The organism is Clostridium sp. ATCC BAA-442 (genome assembly GCF_964239415.1).
GTDB lineage: Bacteria > Bacillota > Clostridia > Oscillospirales > Oscillospiraceae > Flavonifractor > Flavonifractor plautii.
In genome coordinates, this window is sequence record NZ_CAXSQB010000008.1 from 1 (window position 1) to 19,679 (window position 19,679).

The 19,679-nt window shown below is 57.6% G+C and carries 16 protein-coding genes; 14 read left to right on the forward strand and 2 right to left on the reverse strand.

Annotated elements, in window-relative coordinates:
- Positions 1–284: 284 nt before the first annotated feature.
- The 5 genes from ACESY8_RS05195 to ACESY8_RS05215 are packed head-to-tail and all read left to right on the forward strand — an operon-like array spanning position 285 to position 6,974.
- Positions 285–851 (forward strand): helix-turn-helix domain-containing protein, encoded by a 567-nt coding sequence (locus tag ACESY8_RS05195; RefSeq protein ID WP_054338673.1) that lies wholly within the window; start codon positions 285–287, stop codon positions 849–851.
- 10 nt (positions 852–861) lie between these two features.
- Complete coding sequence (locus tag ACESY8_RS05200; RefSeq protein WP_080744508.1) at positions 862–2,196, forward strand: MFS transporter; 1,335 nt, start codon at positions 862–864, stop codon at positions 2,194–2,196.
- Positions 2,193–3,719, forward strand: coding sequence for a carboxypeptidase M32 (locus ACESY8_RS05205; protein WP_024724586.1), 1,527 nt, complete (start codon positions 2,193–2,195; stop codon positions 3,717–3,719). The genes ACESY8_RS05200 and ACESY8_RS05205 overlap by 4 nt, the downstream gene beginning before the upstream one ends.
- A 14-nt stretch (positions 3,720–3,733) precedes the next feature.
- On the forward strand, positions 3,734–5,002 hold the full coding sequence (locus ACESY8_RS05210; RefSeq protein WP_009257677.1) for an MFS transporter: 1,269 nt from the start codon (positions 3,734–3,736) through the stop codon (positions 5,000–5,002).
- Between the two features lie 28 nt (positions 5,003–5,030).
- A complete protein-coding gene (locus ACESY8_RS05215) occupies positions 5,031–6,974 on the forward strand; it encodes a Xaa-Pro dipeptidyl-peptidase (RefSeq protein ID WP_432490235.1) in 1,944 nt (647 codons plus the stop codon).
- A 335-nt stretch (positions 6,975–7,309) separates the two neighbouring features.
- Here the strand turns inward: ACESY8_RS05215 and ACESY8_RS05220 are convergent, their stop codons facing one another.
- Positions 7,310–7,762: a NanQ anomerase/TabA/YiaL family protein gene (locus tag ACESY8_RS05220; RefSeq protein WP_024724584.1), complete on the reverse strand. Its 453-nt coding sequence runs from the start codon at positions 7,760–7,762 to the stop codon at positions 7,310–7,312.
- A gap of 314 nt (positions 7,763–8,076) precedes the next feature.
- The gene (locus ACESY8_RS05225; protein WP_024724583.1) at positions 8,077–8,946 is read right to left on the reverse strand and encodes a MurR/RpiR family transcriptional regulator; all 870 of its coding nucleotides are present in this window, start codon (positions 8,944–8,946) and stop codon (positions 8,077–8,079) included.
- Positions 8,947–9,244: 298 nt separating this feature from the next.
- On the opposite strand from ACESY8_RS05225, the gene ACESY8_RS05230 reads away from it, so the two are divergent.
- The 9 genes from ACESY8_RS05230 to ACESY8_RS05270 all read left to right on the forward strand — a co-directional run bounded on the left by ACESY8_RS05230 (position 9,245) and on the right by ACESY8_RS05270 (position 19,616).
- On the forward strand, positions 9,245–10,945 hold the full coding sequence (locus ACESY8_RS05230; RefSeq protein ID WP_054338675.1) for an ABC transporter substrate-binding protein: 1,701 nt from the start codon (positions 9,245–9,247) through the stop codon (positions 10,943–10,945).
- Positions 10,946–11,067: 122 nt separating this feature from the next.
- Entirely contained in the window at positions 11,068–12,036 is a 969-nt protein-coding gene (locus tag ACESY8_RS05235; RefSeq protein WP_009257684.1) for an ABC transporter permease, read from the forward strand.
- A 12-nt stretch (positions 12,037–12,048) separates the two neighbouring features.
- On the forward strand, positions 12,049–12,987 hold the full coding sequence (locus ACESY8_RS05240; RefSeq protein WP_009257685.1) for an ABC transporter permease: 939 nt from the start codon (positions 12,049–12,051) through the stop codon (positions 12,985–12,987).
- A 13-nt stretch (positions 12,988–13,000) separates the two neighbouring features.
- The gene (locus tag ACESY8_RS05245; protein ID WP_009257686.1) at positions 13,001–14,029 is read left to right on the forward strand and encodes an ABC transporter ATP-binding protein; all 1,029 of its coding nucleotides are present in this window, start codon (positions 13,001–13,003) and stop codon (positions 14,027–14,029) included.
- On the forward strand, positions 14,026–15,057 hold the full coding sequence (locus tag ACESY8_RS05250) for an ABC transporter ATP-binding protein (RefSeq protein ID WP_087359091.1): 1,032 nt from the start codon (positions 14,026–14,028) through the stop codon (positions 15,055–15,057). The genes ACESY8_RS05245 and ACESY8_RS05250 overlap by 4 nt, the downstream gene beginning before the upstream one ends.
- Before the next feature lie 11 nt (positions 15,058–15,068).
- Positions 15,069–16,691: an FAD-dependent oxidoreductase gene (locus ACESY8_RS05255; RefSeq protein ID WP_204681414.1), complete on the forward strand. Its 1,623-nt coding sequence runs from the start codon at positions 15,069–15,071 to the stop codon at positions 16,689–16,691.
- Entirely contained in the window at positions 16,682–17,656 is a 975-nt protein-coding gene (locus ACESY8_RS05260; RefSeq protein ID WP_054338676.1) for an acetylxylan esterase, read from the forward strand. The genes ACESY8_RS05255 and ACESY8_RS05260 overlap by 10 nt, the downstream gene beginning before the upstream one ends.
- On the forward strand, positions 17,653–18,477 hold the full coding sequence (locus ACESY8_RS05265; protein ID WP_054338677.1) for an acetylxylan esterase: 825 nt from the start codon (positions 17,653–17,655) through the stop codon (positions 18,475–18,477). Before ACESY8_RS05260 ends, ACESY8_RS05265 begins: the two co-directional genes overlap by 4 nt.
- A gap of 8 nt (positions 18,478–18,485) precedes the next feature.
- A complete protein-coding gene (locus tag ACESY8_RS05270; RefSeq protein WP_054338678.1) occupies positions 18,486–19,616 on the forward strand; it encodes a Gfo/Idh/MocA family protein in 1,131 nt (376 codons plus the stop codon).
- The last annotated feature ends 63 nt before the right edge of the window (positions 19,617–19,679 follow it).

Here is a 19,679-nt window from a genome sequence, read left to right on the forward strand (position 1 = left end):
GGCGGGGGGGCTTAGTCTGTCCGCAAACTCTCCGGCTAAAGCGTTCAGATAGACTGATAAAAATTGTCTATTATGACTAAGGATATGAAGAGGGGCTTTCCGTTGTACTGCAAGTGTTTGGGGACGAAAGAGAAGGAAGTGCGTCAAAAAAAGGGCAAAATATTCAGCGGACTGCTGAAAATGGAATTCTCTGTTGTTGGATATTGACAAATAAACGATATGACATTATCATTTAATCAAAAATAAACGTTTTATAAAAATGATTAGTAAATGGAGGCGCGGCTATGATGACTGAATTGAAGAGGGCAGGTGGAAACGAGCTGCGGGACTTTAAGGAGCTCTCACTGGAAGAACTGCGCCGCGGATACGTCATCCATAGAGATGGTACTTACACCTGCATTTTCTGCGGCGCGTCTTTTGAGACAGGCGTCATCTATCACAGCCGCGGGCGTGATGTGACGGCAGAGCGGGCGATACGGGAGCATATGCAGGAAGTCCACTCCGGCACATTCTGGCCCATGCTGGAGCTGGATAAGACGCTCAACGGTCTGACCGAGGTGCAGAAGACGCTGCTATCCTGCATCTATGAGGGGAAAAGTACGGACGAGATCGGTGAGATCATGGGAATCAGCACTGCCACAGTACGCGCCCACAAATTCAACCTACAGAAAGCCAAAAGGGAGGCCAAGATCCTGCTGGCTCTGTTGGAGATTCTGGAAGGCGAGGAGCCGCCTGTTCCCCGCCCGGTGCACGGAGAGAGCAGAGCGGAGTCTTCCGGGATAGAACAGACAGACGACCTGTTTTCACTCAATATGCTGCACCCATTTTTTACACAGTTCCGGTATAAATAGGGGGGACGATATGGAACGGCCGAGCCCAGGGCGGAGAAAGATCTGGAACATAACCATGTTTATCATCAGCTATGCGCTGAACAATCTGGTCAGCGGCATCATCTATGATACCTATGTCAATTACATGCAGGAAATGGCGCGTTCGGTAGCGACATCCTTTTGGGCGTTTTATGGGTATGCGACCTTTATCAGTGCTCTGATGCTGCTGCTGATTCCGAAGACGGGCTATAAAAAACTTTTGGTGTTCTGTTCGGCCTCCTGTGCGGCGGCCCTGTTGAGCGCGGTATTCATGCAGACTGAGTCTGTATTCTTTCTGACCACTCTGCTTGCACTGGTAGGCATTCAGCTCCATTATATTATGCTGGCGCCTTATGTGGCGGTGTTTACCGACCAGAGCAACAATATTGACTGGTATACGCGGGCCTACTATCTGGGTTACCTGGGGTATTTTCTTACTACTTATCTGGGCGGCGTGCTGACGGTCAAGATGTTTTCCCTGCGGGCGGGCGTGACCTATCAGGCGGCAAAAACACTGACGGAACACGTCGACACCATGGCGCCCGGGCTGCGGGAACACTACCTACAGGGGAACCGGGATGTGCTGCTGCTTGTTGCAGTGCTCGCGCTGGTTGGACTGATTCCCGTGCTTCTTATCCGGGAAGAGCGGGAAGACCACTGCATCGCCATATCAGAGCAGGTTCCCTGGCGGCAGCGGCTACGGGAGATGCGGCAGGCTCTGCTCCAACGGGATGCGGTGATCTATCTGATCTACTGGGTGCTGATTTCTTTTGGTATGGGACTGTTCACTTCCTATTATTCGATTTTCCTCAACCGAAATCTGCACATTGACCGGGCGACATCTTCACTGCTGGTCTCCCTGTCCTATCTGGCCATCGTTCTCTTCCTGCTATTCACCCCGGCGGTGGTCAGACGGTTTGGGCAGATTGTGACGCTGGGCGGTGTGGCGATGCTCTCCGTTCCGTTTATGCTTCTTATCGCCAACGGCGACCGGTTTGGCCAATTTATGGTTCCAGTCGTGGGCATCGCCCTGTTTATGCGTTCTGGCTTGATCAACCTCAGTTCGCCGGTGGACAGTGCTTTGTCCATGGAGCTGGTACCACGCCAACTCCGCCCGGCCTTTGCCTCTATGATCAATCTGGCGGCGGGGCTCGCCAGTATTCTCAGCGGTTGGTTTACCGGGAATGTGCTGTTTGTGGAACAGGAGGGCTACCGCACGGCCTATTATATTGCCTCCGGTATTTATGTGGTGGCCTGCATGCTGTTGATGGCCGGTCTGTGGAAATACAACCGGGCGGCACCGAACAAGGAGGAGGGGAGATCATGAGACGTTGCGCTTCCGATGCACAAAAGCTGGAGCAGCTTCGGCGGCTGATCCGTGAGATCGAATATCTGAAATATACACTTAACTCCACGCTTTACTGGGACAAGATGACCTACATGCCGGAGAAGGGGCTGACCTATCGCAGTGAGGTGATGTCCTTTCTAGGCGCGCAGCTCTATGAGCGGTTTCGCTCGCCGGAGCTGCGGAGCCTGGTCGATCATTTTTCCCGGCAGAAGGACGCTCCACCCCAAGTTTCCGCAATGGTTCGAAGGGTAGAGAGCAACTACATTTATATCAATAAGATCCCGCAGGAGGAATATCAGGCATACATTGCCCTCATTGCAAAGGCTGAGCAGGTATGGGAACAGGCACGGGAAGCCAATGACTTTCAGCGGTTTGCTCCCTATCTGGAGCGGATTGTGGATACCTTCCGGGCTTTCGCCGGATATTGGGGGTACGAAGCGGAGCCTTACGACGCCCTCATGAGCTTCTATGAGCCAGGGACTACCGTACAGCAGATGGATCGTCTGGCGGATGAGCTGAAACACTTTGTGATCGACCTGTTTCAGACACTGCAGGCCCGTGGAATGCCATGTGGGGAACCGGCGGAAGGGCGGTTTCGCCTCCCGCTGGAGGAACAGCGGGCCCTCTCGCAATATGTATTGGAGACAATCGGATTTGATTTTGCATCAGGCCGTCTGGACGAGGGACCTCATCCAACAACCCTGGCAGCTTCACCGGGCGATGTCCGAGTGATCACATCCTATCAGGCGGAGGATTTCCGCTCCGGTCTGTTCAACACCCTGCACGAAGGCGGTATGGGCCTTTATGAACAGGATATTGATCCGGCTCTGCTGGGGATGCTTCTGGGCGAAGTGGCATCCTTTGCCACCGAGCTGGCGGAGGCCCGTCTTTATGAGAACATCATTGGACGGAGCGCCGGATTCTGGGAGTATCTGTTCCCAAGAATGCAGCAGCTCTGCCCCTCACTGGCTGTGGGCGAGCGGGAGACGCTCTTTCAGTCGGTCAATCAGGTCCGTCCCACGTTGATCCGGAACAATGCCGATGAGCTGACCTATATTCTCCATATCCTCATACGCTATGAGGTGGAGAAGGATCTGATCCGCGGAACGCTGTCTGTGGCGGAGCTGCCACAGGTGTGGAGACAGAAATACACCGATTATCTGGGAATCACACCCCGGAATGACCGGGAGGGCGTCCTTCAGGATATCCAATGGGCTGCGGGCTATATGGGCTATTTCCCCGGTTACCTTACCTCCAATTTGATGGCCGCACAATTTGCCGCCGCACTGGAGCGGGAGCTGGGGCCCCTTCGCCATTTGTTGGCTGCCGGGCGCTTCCGGGAGATCCATCAGTGGCTGGCAACGCGGATCCACCGCTTCGGAGCGATCTATCCGCCGGGCGAGCTGGTGAAACGGGCCACAGGGGAACCCCTCCGCTCCACCTACTTCATCAACTATCTTCGGGAGAAGTATACTGAGGTATACCAGTTGAAAAAACAATAAGGAGAGAATGAAAAATGTCCAAACTGTTTTCGAAGCTTGGGATGGGCGAAAAGACCGCGCGGAATTTCATTACCATCCTGCTCATCGCCGCAGGCGGTGCCATCATCTACGGCCTGCCCTACTTCCGGTATGACTACTATGACGCCTATTTGGAGGTTTATCATCTGACCAACACCCAGATGGGCGTCTTCGGAAGCATCTTCGGCGTCTTTGGTATGATCTCCTACTTGTTCGGAGGTTACCTGGCAGACCGGGTCAGCATCCGCCTGCTGCTGACGGTGTCGCTGGTAGGAACCGGACTGGGCGGCTTCCTCCACCTGCTCCCCCTGACCTTCCCCATGCTGGTGGGCCTGTATGCCTTTTGGGGCTTCACCTCCCTGTTTGCGTTCTGGCCCGCCTGTGTGAAAGCCGTCCGCGTCTTGTCAAGCCCGGAAGACAAGGGCAAGTCCTTCGGCTGGTTCGAGGGCGGCCGCGGCGTGACCGCCGCCGTCATGGCGCCTCTGGCTGTCGTGGCCTTCCGGATCGGTCTGAGCGCCAGTAATATGGATGACAAGATGGGCATGCGCTATGTGATTATCTTCTACTCTGTTCTTACAGTGCTGAGCGGACTGCTGGTGTTCTGGAAGATGCGGGACGAGTCCACCATTGAGAAGAGTGAGCGTATTACCTTCCGGGATCTGGGCAAGGTGCTTAAAATGCCTGCCATCTGGATCATCGGCCTGGTGACCTTCTGCAACTATGTCTTTACGCTGTCCCTGTACTACTTCACCCCCTACGGCACCTCGATTCTGGGCATGAGCGTCACCTTCGGGGCGATTCTGGCGGCCTGTAAGCGTTTCCTGTGTCCTGTTTCCAACGTGGGCGGCGGCTACCTGGCCGACAAGGTGGGTACCAGCTCCCTGCTGTTCACCTCATTCATCGCCATGGCGGTGGGCACTGTGGCCATCCTGTTTCTGCCACAGGCCACGGCCTCGGTTCTGCCGTTTGTGATCCTGTTCCTGGTAATCTATTTCTTCTACAATGTCAACTATGCCCTGACCTGGGCCATGATGGACGAGGGTAAGATCCCGGAGCGGTATTCCGGAACGGCGGCCGGCATTATCTCCACCGTAGGTTATCTGCCGGAGATCTTCTGTTCCCTGCTGGCGGGCGTGCTGATCGACGGCTATCCGGGCGTCACCGGCTACCGCTACTATTTTTCCTTCCTCATCGTAATGTTGCTTCTGGGCGCAGGCATGGTGTTGGTTTGGAAGCGCTTCCTGAAGAAAAGTCAGGATAAGTAAGCCTCTCTTCGGAAAGGAGAACGTTCTTGTGGAACAACATATACCTGGTATTGTGCTGAAGGACGGCCTGACGCAGCCGGTTTTTGATTATAAAAGGTGTCTGTTTGAGAAGGTCTATGTGGAGACGCCGGTAGATACAGACGGGGACGGCCGACTGGATCTGATCGCAGTCTACATCCGCCGCCCACTGGAAACCACTCAGGGGATGAGGGTGCCCGCGATCTATGTGGCCAACCCCTACATGCTGGAGTGTAATGAGGATTGGTATGTCCCCCACGATGTGGACCGGGATGTGAGTCCCTATCCCCAGCAGCACATCACCGAGTCGGACATCACCTTTGACCCGTCCACAGTATCCTTCCCCCAGCCCAGATACCCCAGGGCCACCGTCGGCTATGCGGATACCGCGCCAACGGAGGAGATCCCGTTGGACTGTATCAGCGACTGGTACAGCTACTTCAACTCCCGTGGCTACGCCTCCGTGTTCTGCGGCGGCCTGGGTACCCGGGGATCCCAGGGATTCAACTGCTGCGGTTCCCCGGAGGAGACGGCGGCATTCAAGGCGGTCATCGACTGGCTCAACGGCCGCTGCCGGGCCTTTACCAACCTGACGGACAACATTGAGATCCGGGCGGACTGGTGCACCGGCAAGGTGGCCATGTCCGGCAAGAGCTACCTGGGGACGATGTGTATCGCGGTCGCCTCCACCGGTGTGGAGGGATTGGAAACCATCATTCCCGAAGCCGCCATTTCCAACTGGTATGACTACTACCGCTGCAACGGTTTGAACCTGCCCGCCATCGGCTGGCAGGGCGACGACCTGGACATTTTGGCCAAATACTGCTTCAGCCGTGCCAAGGACCCGGAGGACTATGCGTCCGTTCGGGAGGCGTATGCCGCCTGGCTGGAGGGAATTGCGGCAGATGAGGACCGGGACAGCGGCAACTACAGCCGCTGGTGGGACATGCGCAATTACCTGAAGGCGGCCGACCGGTTCAAGGCATCGGTGTTTCTGGTACATGGTCTGGCGGATTGGAATGTCAAGCCGACACATTGCGTCAATCTCTTTGCCGCCATGGAATCCAGAGGGATCCCCTGTAAGATGATGCTTCATCAGGGCGGGCATATCTACATCCATGATTTGCAGGGCAGCCGGTTCAATGAGATGCTCCACCTTTGGCTGGATCACTGGCTCTACGGTATTGAGAACGGTGCGGCAGAGCGTATCCCCAATGTTCTGGTGCAGAGCAATCTGGATCAGGATCTCTGGCTGGCGTCGCCTTCCTTCCCGGCGGTCAAAGGGTATACCGAGCCGGTGCTCATGCCCGCCCAGGAGAGCGGCCGCCTGGTGGACGACCTGTCAGCCACTGTGTATGACAGAACCCGGGACAACGCCGCCGAGTGGTTGGCCGAGCTGGTGTTGAGCGAACGACATGCCCACTGCCTGCGTTATATCACCGCCCCGCTTAAAACGGATACCCGGATCAGCGGCACGGTTCAGGTTTCGTTTCGTGCCGCCTGCCGGGCCTCTACCGCCATTCTCAGTGCCATGCTGGTGGAACTGGGAGAGGAATGCCGGCTCACACCGGAACAGGAGGTAGTACAGGCCGGCGGGATTCCATGGGGAAACAACACACCGTTGGGGGACTGGAAGCGCTTCCGGTCGGAAGAGAAGCCCTCTGCCTTCAAGGTGATCTCCCGCGGCTGGATGAATGCCCAGAACCGCCGCAGCCATTACTGTAAGGATACCATTGAGCCAGGCGTTATTTACGATTACCAGTTCTCCATGGTACCCATGGATCATACGGTTCGGGCGGGACGGAGGCTCTGCCTGGTTTTGTACGGAACAGATGTGGAGGCCACCCAGCGGCCTTTCGCGGTCACCGAGTTGAGTGTGGAGCAGGATTCCGTCCGGGTTGCAGTTCCCATGGCTCCGGTACATACCCTGCGTTCGGACAAAGGAAATCAATAAAACAAAAACGGGCGCGTTACAAAACAAACCCATAAAAAGATAGACTGGATAGCCCGAAAAGGGAGGCCGGTCTATCTTTTTACTTTAAGCCTAATTAGAAATGAAACGCTAAGGCAAGATGGCGTTCTTTCATTTTGGCGTGATAAAGAGCCCGTTTCAGACGTACTCGCCCGGAGAGCCGCCCACGTAGAGGTCCGTGCCCCTCCTTTTTTCCAGAAAATAACGTGCCGAAGCACGGGGCGCTTTGGGGAGGTGTTGCCCTCGTCATCGTAACAGGCATAGAACGCCGGGATCACACCTTGATATTTTTAATATCCATACAGTTTTCCCTTATGTCAGCAGGGAATTTTCAAGACCAGCTTGTCAATATTCATCGGAACGCTATCGGAGAGCTTTGGCAGGTGCCCTTCACCGGGAAAGACCAGCAGGAATCTGTTCTGGTCCAACGTAACCGAATATTCCGGCGTACCCCGGTACATGGTAGAATCCTCATCTGCACGAACTTCCGCCTCATCTAGGGATTCTACTGGGGCCAGGGCTACCTGTTCGCAGCCGGAAAGGACGATGTGGAGGTCCAGATAACGTTCATGGGCCTCAAAAAGAGAGGCCTGGGATATGAGAGCCGTGGTGTAGGTAAAGTGGTTGTAGTATATGTCTCCGCCCGGGATCTCAGTCCGCCCCATTGGCAGGGCGGTGAGGTCAGTGGTTTGAAGGAAACGGATGGCCGCGTCCAAATTTGGGGACAGCCCGAAATACCGGGCGAGCTCAGCGCGTTTGTCATAAATCATGTGAATTTTCTCCTTACCTAGTCTGTAGTGCCTGATATGCCGCACCATACAGACCGGCCATATTTCCAGGCTGGGCGCCGACGGCCTGGATGCCGTGGAATCCGGGAATCAAAAGAGCCCTCGTTTGGGCCTGGACACCCCGGGGGGCATAGGGCTGCTCCATGGCGCCGCCTGACCGGGGCATTGATGTGCGGCTCCTTCAAATGCCGGAAGAGGGCCCGTCCGCTTTCCAGAGCCGGGTTCACCCGGCTGGCAGCCAAGCGGAGCGCGGCCACAGTGTATGATCTCCCGCTTTCTCATATTGCACTTTAGCATCAGAGCAACATGGGAGCAGTGGCGTTCAGGGTACGTTCTCTGTTTTCCAGGGCGGTTTTAGCGTCTTTTGAGCAGTATTCGTGAAACAGGACATCTATGATAAACAACTGCCCGAGTTTAACGGCGACGGAACCCTGCTGGTTTGGGGCTTCGTCCGCACCGCAGATCAGGAGCAGGTCGGAAAATTTGGCGCCGGGGGAATTGGGAAACCGGGTGACCAGAATCAGCTTGGCCTCCGTCTTCTGGACGAGGCCGCCCAGCTCGGACAGCTCCCGCATGGCGCCGGAAAAAGAGAAATAGAGAATGACGTCCTTGGCGCCTAGGGTAGCGGCGGTGATCGCCTGCATGTGGAAGTCATTGATCCAATGAAATTTGGAGGTGATGGAGGAAAAACGCCCCCAGGCGTCCATGGCTATGATGGAAGTGTTGCCCTGGCCGAAGCAGTACACATTATCCGCCTCATAGAGGCAGTCCACCACCTTGCGGACCGCGCCGTAATCCAGCAAGTCCAGCGTCTGTTGCAGGGCCTGAGTGCCGACGCGGTATAGCTTTTGGCATTTTTGCTCCAGGGAGTCCTCCAACTGGATGTCACCATAGAGGTCGTATCCGCTGGCCGGGCCGGAGGTGCTGTCGGAGGAGATGGCCTGAGCCGCCCGTACCTTAAAATCGTTAAAGCTGGCGCAGCCCACAGAGCGGCAGAACCTGGTGATAGTTGCCTCGCTTACCTGGCAAGCATCCGCCAGAGTCTTGCTCATAATATAGGGCAGCTCGGGCTTGTGCTTGAGGATATAGTCGGCCACCCTGATCTCGGAACGGGTCAGTGAGCTGTAGCCTTGGATAATGACATCGAAAATCGATTCGCCATTCATGGATGGTTTCAGTCCTTTCTGTGTAAACGCGGCAGCAGGGTTCAATATCAGGGGCACGCCGCATCTCCAAGAAGCATTTTATGCTCATTTTCTAACTCTGACAATTCCTTGTTTGAGAAAATAAGTATTTTTGTGTGATTGCACAAGAAAAGAAACTGATTTTCGTGTATTATTAGTTGTTGAAAATGACTTTCATATGGAATAAAATAGAACCAGCATCAGAGCAACAGTCACCCAGCGGCGCATTTGTCCCAGTGGCCCGTCTACTATGCAACGCTTAGGAAGGAGAAATGAATCAATGAAATACCTCTGGAAACGCGCAACAGGTCTCTTGCTCACTTCCGCACTGGTCCTCGGCCTCGCCGCCTGTGGCGGGACGCCCACAGGCAACACGAATCCGCCGGAAGATCCCGGTACGCAGCAGACCACCCAACCTGTGGCCCCTGACAGCGGAGCCGCCGGCGAAAAGCTGGTCTACTCCAACGGCGGCCCGGAGGAGTTCTTCGAGACGCCCTGGCTCAATCCAGGTACTTACGTCTATAACAAGGCGGTCTATGGGCACCTGATTGTGGCCGACGAAAACCTCAATCCCATCCCCAACCACCCAGACGCGCTGGCTACCTATGAGTACAGCGCGGACGGCAAGACACTTACCTTCACTCTTCGGGACGACGCTTACTGGCACAACGGAGAAAAGGTCACCCCTGAGGACATCAAGTGGAGCATTGAGTTTGTCGCCAAAACTCCGGTGGCCAACGCCGTATTTATCTCAACCTTCTCCGCCATCGCCGGCAGCAAGACCGGCGACACTTTCAATGACACCTTCAGCGGTATCGCTATCGACGGGCAGAAGATCATCATTACCTTTGATAAGATCGCCCCCGACGCTCTGCTGACCTTCACCCAGTTCGCCCCCGTGCCCAAGAGCGAGTTCGAGGGAATTGACCCCCTCCAGGTCCAGCAGGCCCCCTTCTTCCAACACCCCATCGGCTGCGGACCTTTCATGGTGGAAGAGGTCAATATGAAGAACTACACCATCCTGGCACCCTTCGACAAATACTATAACGGCGTGGCCGACTTCAAGATCCAGCTTCTGCCCAGCGCCGGCGACTCCGATCCCAATGTGGTCACCCGCGCCAAGTCCGGCAATCTGGACTACGGCTACACCAAGATGGTTGCAGACGTGCAGGCCCTGGAGGGTACCCCCGGCATCACCGTTACGCCTATCGACGTGCGCTATACCCGCCTGTTCTACCTCAACAAGTTCGACAAGAAGGACGGCTCCCCCGCCCCCTTGGCTGATGTCCGGGTCCGTCAGGCCCTCCGCTACGCCATTGACATGGAGACCATCTGTGAGACTCTTTTCCAGGGCTCGGCTGTCCCCGCCAACGCCCTCGCACCCGACGCCAACCTCAAGGGCGGCGACCTGAACGACTACAACTACAACCCGGAGAAGGCCAAGGAGCTGCTGGCCGAGGCCAATTGGGACCCCAACACCGTCATCAAGGCTGTCTATTACTACACCGACCAGGCCACTGTGGACCTGATGACCGCCGTTCAGGCGTATTTGGCTGACGTTGGCATCAAGATGGAGTTTGAGCTGGTGGAGGGCGATCTGGCCACCATCCTGTGGACCGCTCCCGCCGACCAGACCAACGGCCCCCGCGCTGTGGATTGGGACATCTGCTACGCCGCCAACGCCGCCCTCTCCCTTCATGAGTATTACGACCGCTACCGTACCGGCTCTCCCACCAACTCTCACACGCCAGAGGACGCCGAGCTTAACCGCCTGCTCGACGCCACCAACGCCTCCGCCGATGTGAATGCGCAAAACGAGGCGTTCAAGGAGCTGATTAAGTACGAGAATGAGAATCTGTTCACCATGGCTCTCTACTATCAGCCCATCTTCCTGATTACCAGCGACAAGATCGGCGACATCCAAAAGGGCACCCCGCAGTTTTGCATCAACTGGGACATCCAGAACTGGAACGTACAGTGATTACCGGCCGAGCCCGAAAAATACATAAGGGCCGGGCCCTCTCCGTTCAGCCCTGAGAGACTATTGATGGGAAGGGGCGGCGCCCGCCCCCCCTTCCTCTTTTAAATCCGGGAGGGAGCTTCATGAGAAATACCGCTCAATATATTCTGAAACGACTGCTGTATATGATCCCCATGGTTCTGGTCATCACTTTCCTCATTTACGGTGGGCTGGAACTGACGCCAGGAGACGCCATCTCCCATATGATTCCGCCGGACCAGCTTGCGAATGTGAATCCGGAACAACTGGAGGCGCTGCGGGAGTCCTACGGCCTCAACGATCCCTTCCTCCTGCGCTACGTGCGCTGGCTGGGGGAACTGCTCCACGGTAATTTCGGCTATTCCATTACCAGCGGCGTGCCCATCAAGGACATCCTGCTCCAGCTCTTCCCGGCCACGCTGGAGCTGTCCCTGGCGGCCCTGGCCATCTCGTCGGTGCTGGGCAGCATCCTGGGCATCCTCAGTGCGCTGAAGAAGGGGTCTATTGGAGACAACGTGCTGACGGTGTTCGGCATGATCGGCGTCTCCATCCCCCAGTTCTTCTTCGGTATGCTGTGTATCCTCGTCTTTGCACTGGACTGGGCGATCTTGCCGATTGGAGGCCGCATGGCGCCGGGAGAGACGGGGATATGGAACCACTTCAAATATCTGATTTTGCCCGCCAGCGTGCTGGGAATCTCCCTCACCGCCGGCGTCATGCGCTATTCCCGTTCCAGTATGCTGGATACAATGAACAAGGACTACATCAAGACAGCACGGGCCAAGGGTCTGCCGGAGTGGCGGGTCAACCTGGTCCACGGGTTCCGGGTGGCCCTCACCCCTGTAGTGGTGTTAATTGGTTTCCGTCTGCCCACCCTGATCGGCGGCTCTGTCGTCATTGAGACCATCTTCCAGTGGCCGGGGATTGGTAACGCCTTTAAGACGGCGGTAACGGGGCAGAACTACCCGCTGGTTATGATGATCGCCCTCTTTTCGGTTCTTGCCGTGCTCATGGCCAGCTTCCTGGTAGATATTCTGACGGCGGTCCTTGACCCGCGGGTCAAACTGGAGTAAGGGGGAAACGACATGAACGCTGAACTGACCAACACCAGAAAGCGTACCCGGCTGGACCGGAAGTTTGACAGGCTCCGGGACGCCGAGGAAGCGGGCAAGCTGGGCAAGAGCAAGACCAGCCGTGCCGTGCGCAAAATGCTGGAGAACCGGCTGGCCGTCATTGGACTGGTTGTTTTCGCCATTATCCTGATCTCCTGCTTGCTGGCGCCGCTTATTTCTCCCTATGACCCTTTGACCACCGACCTGCGGGCCATGACCCAGCCGCCGTCGCTCCAGCACCTGTTTGGCACGGATAAGCTGGGCCGTGATGTGTTCTCCCGTACCCTGTACGGCGGACGCCTGTCTATCCTGATCGGACTGGGTTCCGCCCTGGGCGCCGCCGTCATCGGCGTACTGCTGGGCTGCTACGGCGGCTATAAGGGCGGGCTATTTGATAAGATCGTGCTGCGCCTGTCCGAGATTTTTATGTCCTTCCCGCAACTGATTCTGGTGATGATGCTGGGCACCATCTTTGGCCGGGGCCTTTGGAACCTGATCTTTATCTTTATTCTTACCGGCTGGGGCGGCGTCTACCGACAGGCACGAGCGAAAATGCTCTCCTTGCGGGAGGAGGAGTATGTGCAGTCCATGCGGGCCTTTGGCCTAAGTGATTTTGTCATCGCGTACAAGCACATGCTGCCCAACGCCATCGGCCCCGTGGTGGTAAACCTGACACTCTCCACCGCCATGTTCATTCTGGATGAGGCGGCCATGAGCTTTTTAGGGCTGGGCGTTCCGCCCGAGATCGCCACCTGGGGCAATATCCTCAACGCCGCCCAGGACCTCTACGTCATGCAGAACTACTGGTGGCTGTGGCTGCCGGTGGGAATTGTCGTGTCCCTGTTCGTCATCAGCATCAACTGCATCGGCGACGGACTGCGCGATTCCACCGACCCCACCCAGCAGGGATAAGGGAGGGAGCGATATGGAACAGCAAGCCATCATCACCGTCAAGGATCTGCGAACCTATTTTTACTCCGACAAGCGGTGCAACAAGGTTCTCAACGGCGTCTCCTTCGAACTTTATAAGGGACGGACCCTCTGTGTGGTGGGGGAGTCGGGCTGCGGCAAGAGCGTGACGGCCTCTTCCATCATGCAGCTTCTGCCCAAGCTCTCCCGCATTGAGAGCGGGGCCATCACCTACCACAGCGAGAAGGGTGACATTCGGATCGATCAACTGCCCCGCAACGGCAAGGAAATGCGCGCCCTCCGCGGCCGGGACATAGCCATGATCTTTCAGGACCCGATGACCGCCCTCAACCCGGTCTACACCATCGGATTCCAGATCGGGGAGGATCTGAAGTACCATACGGACCTGGACAAAAGATCCCGCCGTGCCCGGACGCTGGAGCTGCTGACACAGATGGGGATCTCCACCCCGGAGAAGCGCATTGACCAGTACCCCCATGAGTTCTCCGGCGGTATGCGCCAGCGGGCCATGATCGCCATGGCCATGAGCTGCAGCCCCAAGGTGCTCATTGCCGACGAGCCCACCACTGCCCTGGATGTGACGATCCAGGCCCAGATTTTTGAACTGATGGAAAAATTGAAGCGAGAGCACGACACGGCCATCATGCTCATTACCCATGATATGGGCGTGGTCAGTGAGCTGGCGGATGACGTGGCAGTGATGTATATGGGTTCCATCGTGGAACGGGGCAGTGTACGGGAGGTGCTCAAGTATCCCGCCCATCCCTACACCGCCGCCCTGCTGCGCTCCATCCCGATCCTTCACAAGGGCAGGGGACAGAGGTTGGAGCCGATCCGCGGCTCCACACCCGACCCATATGACCGGCCCAAGGGATGCCAATTTGCCCCCCGGTGCGATTTCTGCTGTGAAAAGTGCAGGCAGGAAATGCCTCCAGAGGTCCCGGTGTGTGATGGACATGCGGTACGCTGCTGGAACGCCGAACAGGTCTACGCCGGACACAGAGAGGAGGTCGAAGCTGTATGAGCGAGAAAAAAGTGCTGCTGGAGCTGCGGGGGGTGAAGACCTTTTTCCCAGTTCGGGGCGGTTTTTTCAACAAGGTCCGGGACCATGTGCAGGCGGTCAACGACGTAGACCTGGACATCTACAAGGGGGAGACTCTGGGGCTGGTAGGGGAGTCCGGCTGCGGTAAGACCACACTGGGCAAATCCATCATCCAACTGGTCAAGGCTACTGATGGAACGATGATGTACGATTTCGGCCCCCAGCACGGCGGTAAAAAGGACCTGCGGCACTTGAACAGGGAGGACGAACAGGTCCTGCATCGCCGCATCCAGATCGTTTTTCAGGACCCCTATTCCTCCCTGAACCCCTCTTTTACAATTTATCAATCTTTGGCCGACCCTCTCAGGCATTTCGGGGTAGTCAACAAGACGAATCAGCGTGCACTCATTGCCGACATCCTGGAGGCGGTGAACATGCGCCCGGAGTACATGGATCGCTATCCCCATGAGTTTTCGGGGGGCCAGCGGCAGCGGATCGGGATCGCCCGCGCCCTGCTGGTCCACCCGGAGATGGTGATCTGCGACGAGGCGGTCTCGGCGCTGGATGTGTCCATCCAGGCCCAGGTTCTCAATCTGCTGATGAGGCTCAAGGAAGAGCTGAAACTGACCTACATCTTCATTACCCATAACCTGTCCGTGGTGGAGTACATTTCTGACCGCATCGCGGTCATGTACCTGGGACGGATCGTGGAGCTGGCCTCCACGGAGCAGATCTTCGAAAACACCATGCACCCCTACACCGAAGCCCTCCTCTCCGCCATCCCTGTGGTGGACCCGGATAACAAGCGCAGCCGCATTGTGCTGGAGGGCGATGTGCCCAACCCGGTCCATCCGCCCGAGGGGTGCCACTTCCATCCACGCTGCAAGAATTGTATGGATATCTGCATGCACAAAAAGCCGGAACTGAAGCGCCATATGATTAACGGTGAGGAGCATTTCTGCGCCTGCCACCTCTATGACCAGACCCCGGCCGGGGGTTCTGACGATTGAGGGGTGGATATATGGAGCTGAATTTGGCCTCGACCTGTGATGTGCTGGTATTGGGGTCTGGTATCGCGGGAATCTCTGCGGCGTTGACCGCTGCGGAGTCCGGTGCCTCGGTGATTCTGGTGTGCAAGGGCAGGCTGTTTTCCGGCTCCAGCTTCTACCCCGGGACCTGGGGCCTGGGTCTGGTGGGACCCGCAGACGAAGCGGATGAGGCCGACCTGATCTCCACCATCGAGGACGTGGGCTGCGGCATGGCGGACGATGCCTTGGTAAGAGCACTTGTGAAGGGCATCCACCCGGCCATCGAAAAAGTCCGCAGCATGGGTGTCAGGCTCCGCAAGGCGGGCAAGGGCGGACAGCAGGAGTACATCCCTTGCTTCGACCATAAGCACCGGGACTGGAACGGGATCGAGTTTGACAGCGCCCGGGAGATCTACTCACAAAGACTGGAAGAGTTGGGTGTGACCATTCTTTCCGGCCGGGAGACGCTGGAACTGGTCCGTGCGGACGGTCGGGTATGCGGCGCTGTGATTACGGACGGGGCGGAACTGCACTACCTGGGCTGCAAGGCCCTTGTGCTGGCGACGGGCGGTTACGGAAGCCTGTTTCGTCACCACCTTTGCACCTCCGACGTGGAGGGGCTGGGGCAGGCATTGGCTCTGGAGGCCGGCTGCCGTCTGGTCAATATGGAGTTCATGCAGATTATGCCTGGCTATCTGTCGCCGGCGTATCAGACCATTTTTAACGAAAAGACATTTCGATTCACCGATCTGCGCCGTCCGGACGGGGCCCCACTGCTGGAGGGGGAAACGGCTTCGTTGCTGGAACTGCGCGCTACCCACGGCCCTTTCACAGCGCGTCTGCCCTCCAAGGCGGTAGACCTGGCCATCTACCGCGCCTGTCTGGAGGATAAACGGGGTGTGAGGGTTACCTATTCAGATGAAATGCGCCATAGCCCCCCGGAGTTTGTGAAAACCTATTTTGATTGGCTCCGGGAGGCAAGAGGCCTAACTATGGAAGACCCGATCCAAATTGGGATGTTCGCTCACGCGGCCAATGGCGGGGTTTGGATCGCCCCCGATACCTCTACCGGTGTACCCGGCCTGTTTGCGGCCGGAGAGGTCACAGGGGGCATGCACGGGGCCGACCGCATTGGCGGCCTTTCAACGGCCAACGGCCTGGTGTTCGGTGGTAAAGCCGGCAGTTCAGCGGCTGCTGCATGCACCGCAATAGAGGAACCGCCCAAGACCTGCCTCTTTAAAGCTGTAGCGGCGGCTGACTGTCGGAAGGTATTTGCCGACTTGCAGGACACCATGTTTCATCATGCCATGGTAGAGCGGGACGAGGCCGGACTGTCTGCCGCCCTGGAGCGGGTGAAGGCACTGAGCAGCGCTTTGATCTTAACGCCCACAGACAATGTGGACGAGATTGCCAGAACACGTAGACGGGCTGGACAGCTTTGCACCGCCCAATGCATCCTGAAGGCCGCCCTGATGCGCCGGGAGAGCCGGGGCGCCCATTATCGGGCGGACCATCCGCGCGAGAAGCCGGCGATGGCAAGACCCATCTGTGTGACGCGCCAGGGAGGAGCAATCCAAGCCCGGTTTATCGAGGAGGAGACGACCCCATGCCTGTGACAGAACAAGAGATTCGGCGGCTGGGAGATTGGGTGGGTGCAACACCCGCCCCGGCTGACTTTGATGCCTTTTGGAGCAAGCGGATGGCCGAGGCGGATCAAGTGCCGCTGGATTTTGCCGTGACTCCATCCGAAATTCCGCCCTTCCATACCTGCGAGTACCTGGACTTGTGGTTTCGCGGGATGGGCGGTGCCCAGCTCTATGCCAAGTATGTGAAACCCAGAGCGGCCCGCCCGGTTCCATTGGTCCTCCAGTTCCATGGCTACCCAGGGGCCAGCCGGAGCTGGCTGGAGCAGTCCTCCTTTGCGGGCATGGGCTGTGCGCTGCTGGCCATGGACTGCCCCGGCCAGGGGGGGAACGGCCAGGACTTGGGCGGGTTCGCGGGCACCACCGTCACCGGCCATATCGTGGCGGGGCTGGATGGGCCTGTGGAAGAGATGTACTATGTCCGCCTGCATCAGAATATCCGCATCCTCTGCCGGATCGTGCGGGAGCTGGTGGGCATCGACCAAAGCAAGGTCTTTGTCAACGGCGCGTCCCAGGGGGGCGGATTAGGCCTGGCCTGCGCCGCACTTAACCCGGGCCTGGTGAACCGGGCGGCTATCCTATACCCCTTCCTGAGCGACTATCGGCTGGTGTGGGAGCTGGGGGCAGACCTGATTGCCTATGAGGGCCTGCGCTACTACTCCCGCTGGTTTGACCCGGACGGGACGCGGCAGGACGAGTGGTTTGCCAAGCTGGGTTACATTGATAGCAAAAACTTTGCCCATCTGGTTCGCTGTCCCGTCCTCTTCGGCACAGGGCTGGCCGACGAAGTGTGCCCACCCGCGACCCAGTGCGCCGTCTATAATAACTTGAACTGCCCCAAACGCAGGCATCTGTTTGAGGGGTATGGACATGAGGAGATTCAGGACTTTGACGACCTGATCCTGGACTTCTTCGGAAGGGAGGCGGCGGAGCTGTGACGATTGCGGAGCAAAAAGCAGCCTGTGAGACATATCAGGGCATGACTGAAATACCCACAGATTTTGAGGCCGTATGGCGCGGCCGATGGGCCAAAGCCGCCCCGGCGGGGGAGGTCCTGGTGGAGCGCCTGCCTTTCCAAAATGCTCAAGCGGTCTATCAACAGTGGTCCGTCCCTGCCCCCAACGGCCGGGAGATCCGGGCCAGATACATCCGCCCGGCGCGGGAGGGGGCCTTCCCCACGGTGCTCATGTTCCATGACCTGGGCCGGGGGGTTCGAGGCTGGCACCACATGACCCGCTTTGTGGCCCTGGGATACGCCGTAGCAGCCCTGGAAAACCAAACCTCCGTGGCCGATTGGCGGCGTGATTGGGCGGCATTATCTCTGGAGGACCGATATTTGGACGCCCTGACGCTGGCCCACGCGGCCATCGGCCTGTCGTCCACCGACCCCGCCCGTTTGATGACTTGGGGCGAAGGGTTCGGCGGTGGGCTGGCGGTAGTTGCGGCGTCTCTGGTACCCGGCGTGATCCGCTGTGCGGCCCTGAACCCATTGCCGGGTGATCTGAGGGCCATGTGCGATGGAGCAGTCGGGACGGATAGGGCTGTGCTGGACGGCCTCGACCCTGTCAGTTTTGCCGCATTGCTGACCTGCCCCCTGCTGTTGGGCACGGGACTTCTGGACCAGACGGCGTCGCCCAAATGCCAATATGCCATCTTCAATCGGGCACGGGGACCCAAGACGCACTTGGTCTACCCTAAGTATGAACACGAACGAATCAATTTTTTTGAGAATGAACTGCTGAAATTCTTCCACATTTGAGGTGACGCATGCTCAGATTAGGAATTGCGGGAATCGGCGCCATTGCCGACGATTATATCGGCTTGATTGTGGGCGGAAAGGTCCGGGATGTGGCGCTTACGGCGCTGTGCAGCCGAAATGAGGCGCACATCCGAGAGGCAGCACAGCGACATGGCCTTCAGGCCGCCGCATTTACGGATTATGGCGCTATGCTCAGGTCTGGCCAGGTAGACGCGATACTCATTTGTACTCCCCACGCACAGCACCCCGAAATGACCCGGCAGGCCCTAGAGGCGGGGCTGCATGTGCTGGTGGAGAAGCCGGTTGGTATTTTCGCCGACGAGGTGGCGGAAATCCTTCCCGTGCTGGCGGAACGGCCGGAACTGGTCTGCGGCGTCATGTATAATCGGCGGGCGGCTCAGGCCTACCGTCATGTAAAAAATTTGGTCCAGAGCGGTGAACTGGGGGAGCTGGTGCGCTGTAGCTGGATTATCACCAACCTCTACCGAACGGAGGCATACTATACCTCCGGGGCCTGGCGCGGTACTTGGCAGGGAGAAGGGGGCGGACTGCTGATGACCCAAGCCTCCCACCAACTAGACCTTATGCAATGGATCTGCGGTATGCCGGTTTCCGTACTGGCCCGCTGCTCCACCATAGGGCGGCCCATCCAGGTTGAAAATGAGGCTGAACTTTTTCTGACCTACCTCAACGGCGCCCATGGGCATTTTATTGCTTCAGCCCATGAGTGCCCTGGCACCAATTTGCTGGAGATTTGTGGGACGAGGGGCCGGATTTCCGTCCGGGACGATAGCGAGGTGGAAATCATCCGCCTGGAGGAGGACGAGCGCACCTTCGCAAGGTCCTGCCCGTCCCCCTTTGAACAGGTCTCCGGGACGGTGGAGCGCTTGACTTTCGACGACAGAAACAACAAGGCGCAGCAGGCGGCCACCATACAAAATTTTGTTGCCGCTGCTCAGGGGGCCGGGCCAATCCAATGCAGCTTGGAGGAAGGTCTGCGATCCCTCCAGATCATCCACGGCGCGTATCTCTCTCACTGGATGGGCCGCACGGTCACACTGCCGGGGGATGAACGGGTGTTTTGCCGCATCCTTAATCGTACAGGAGCATCAATGGCCATAGGGCACGGCCCTCTATAAACAAGAAAAGAGGGGGCCGGCGGTATTCTTTTTTATAACGACATCATTAAACTGGATGTGATT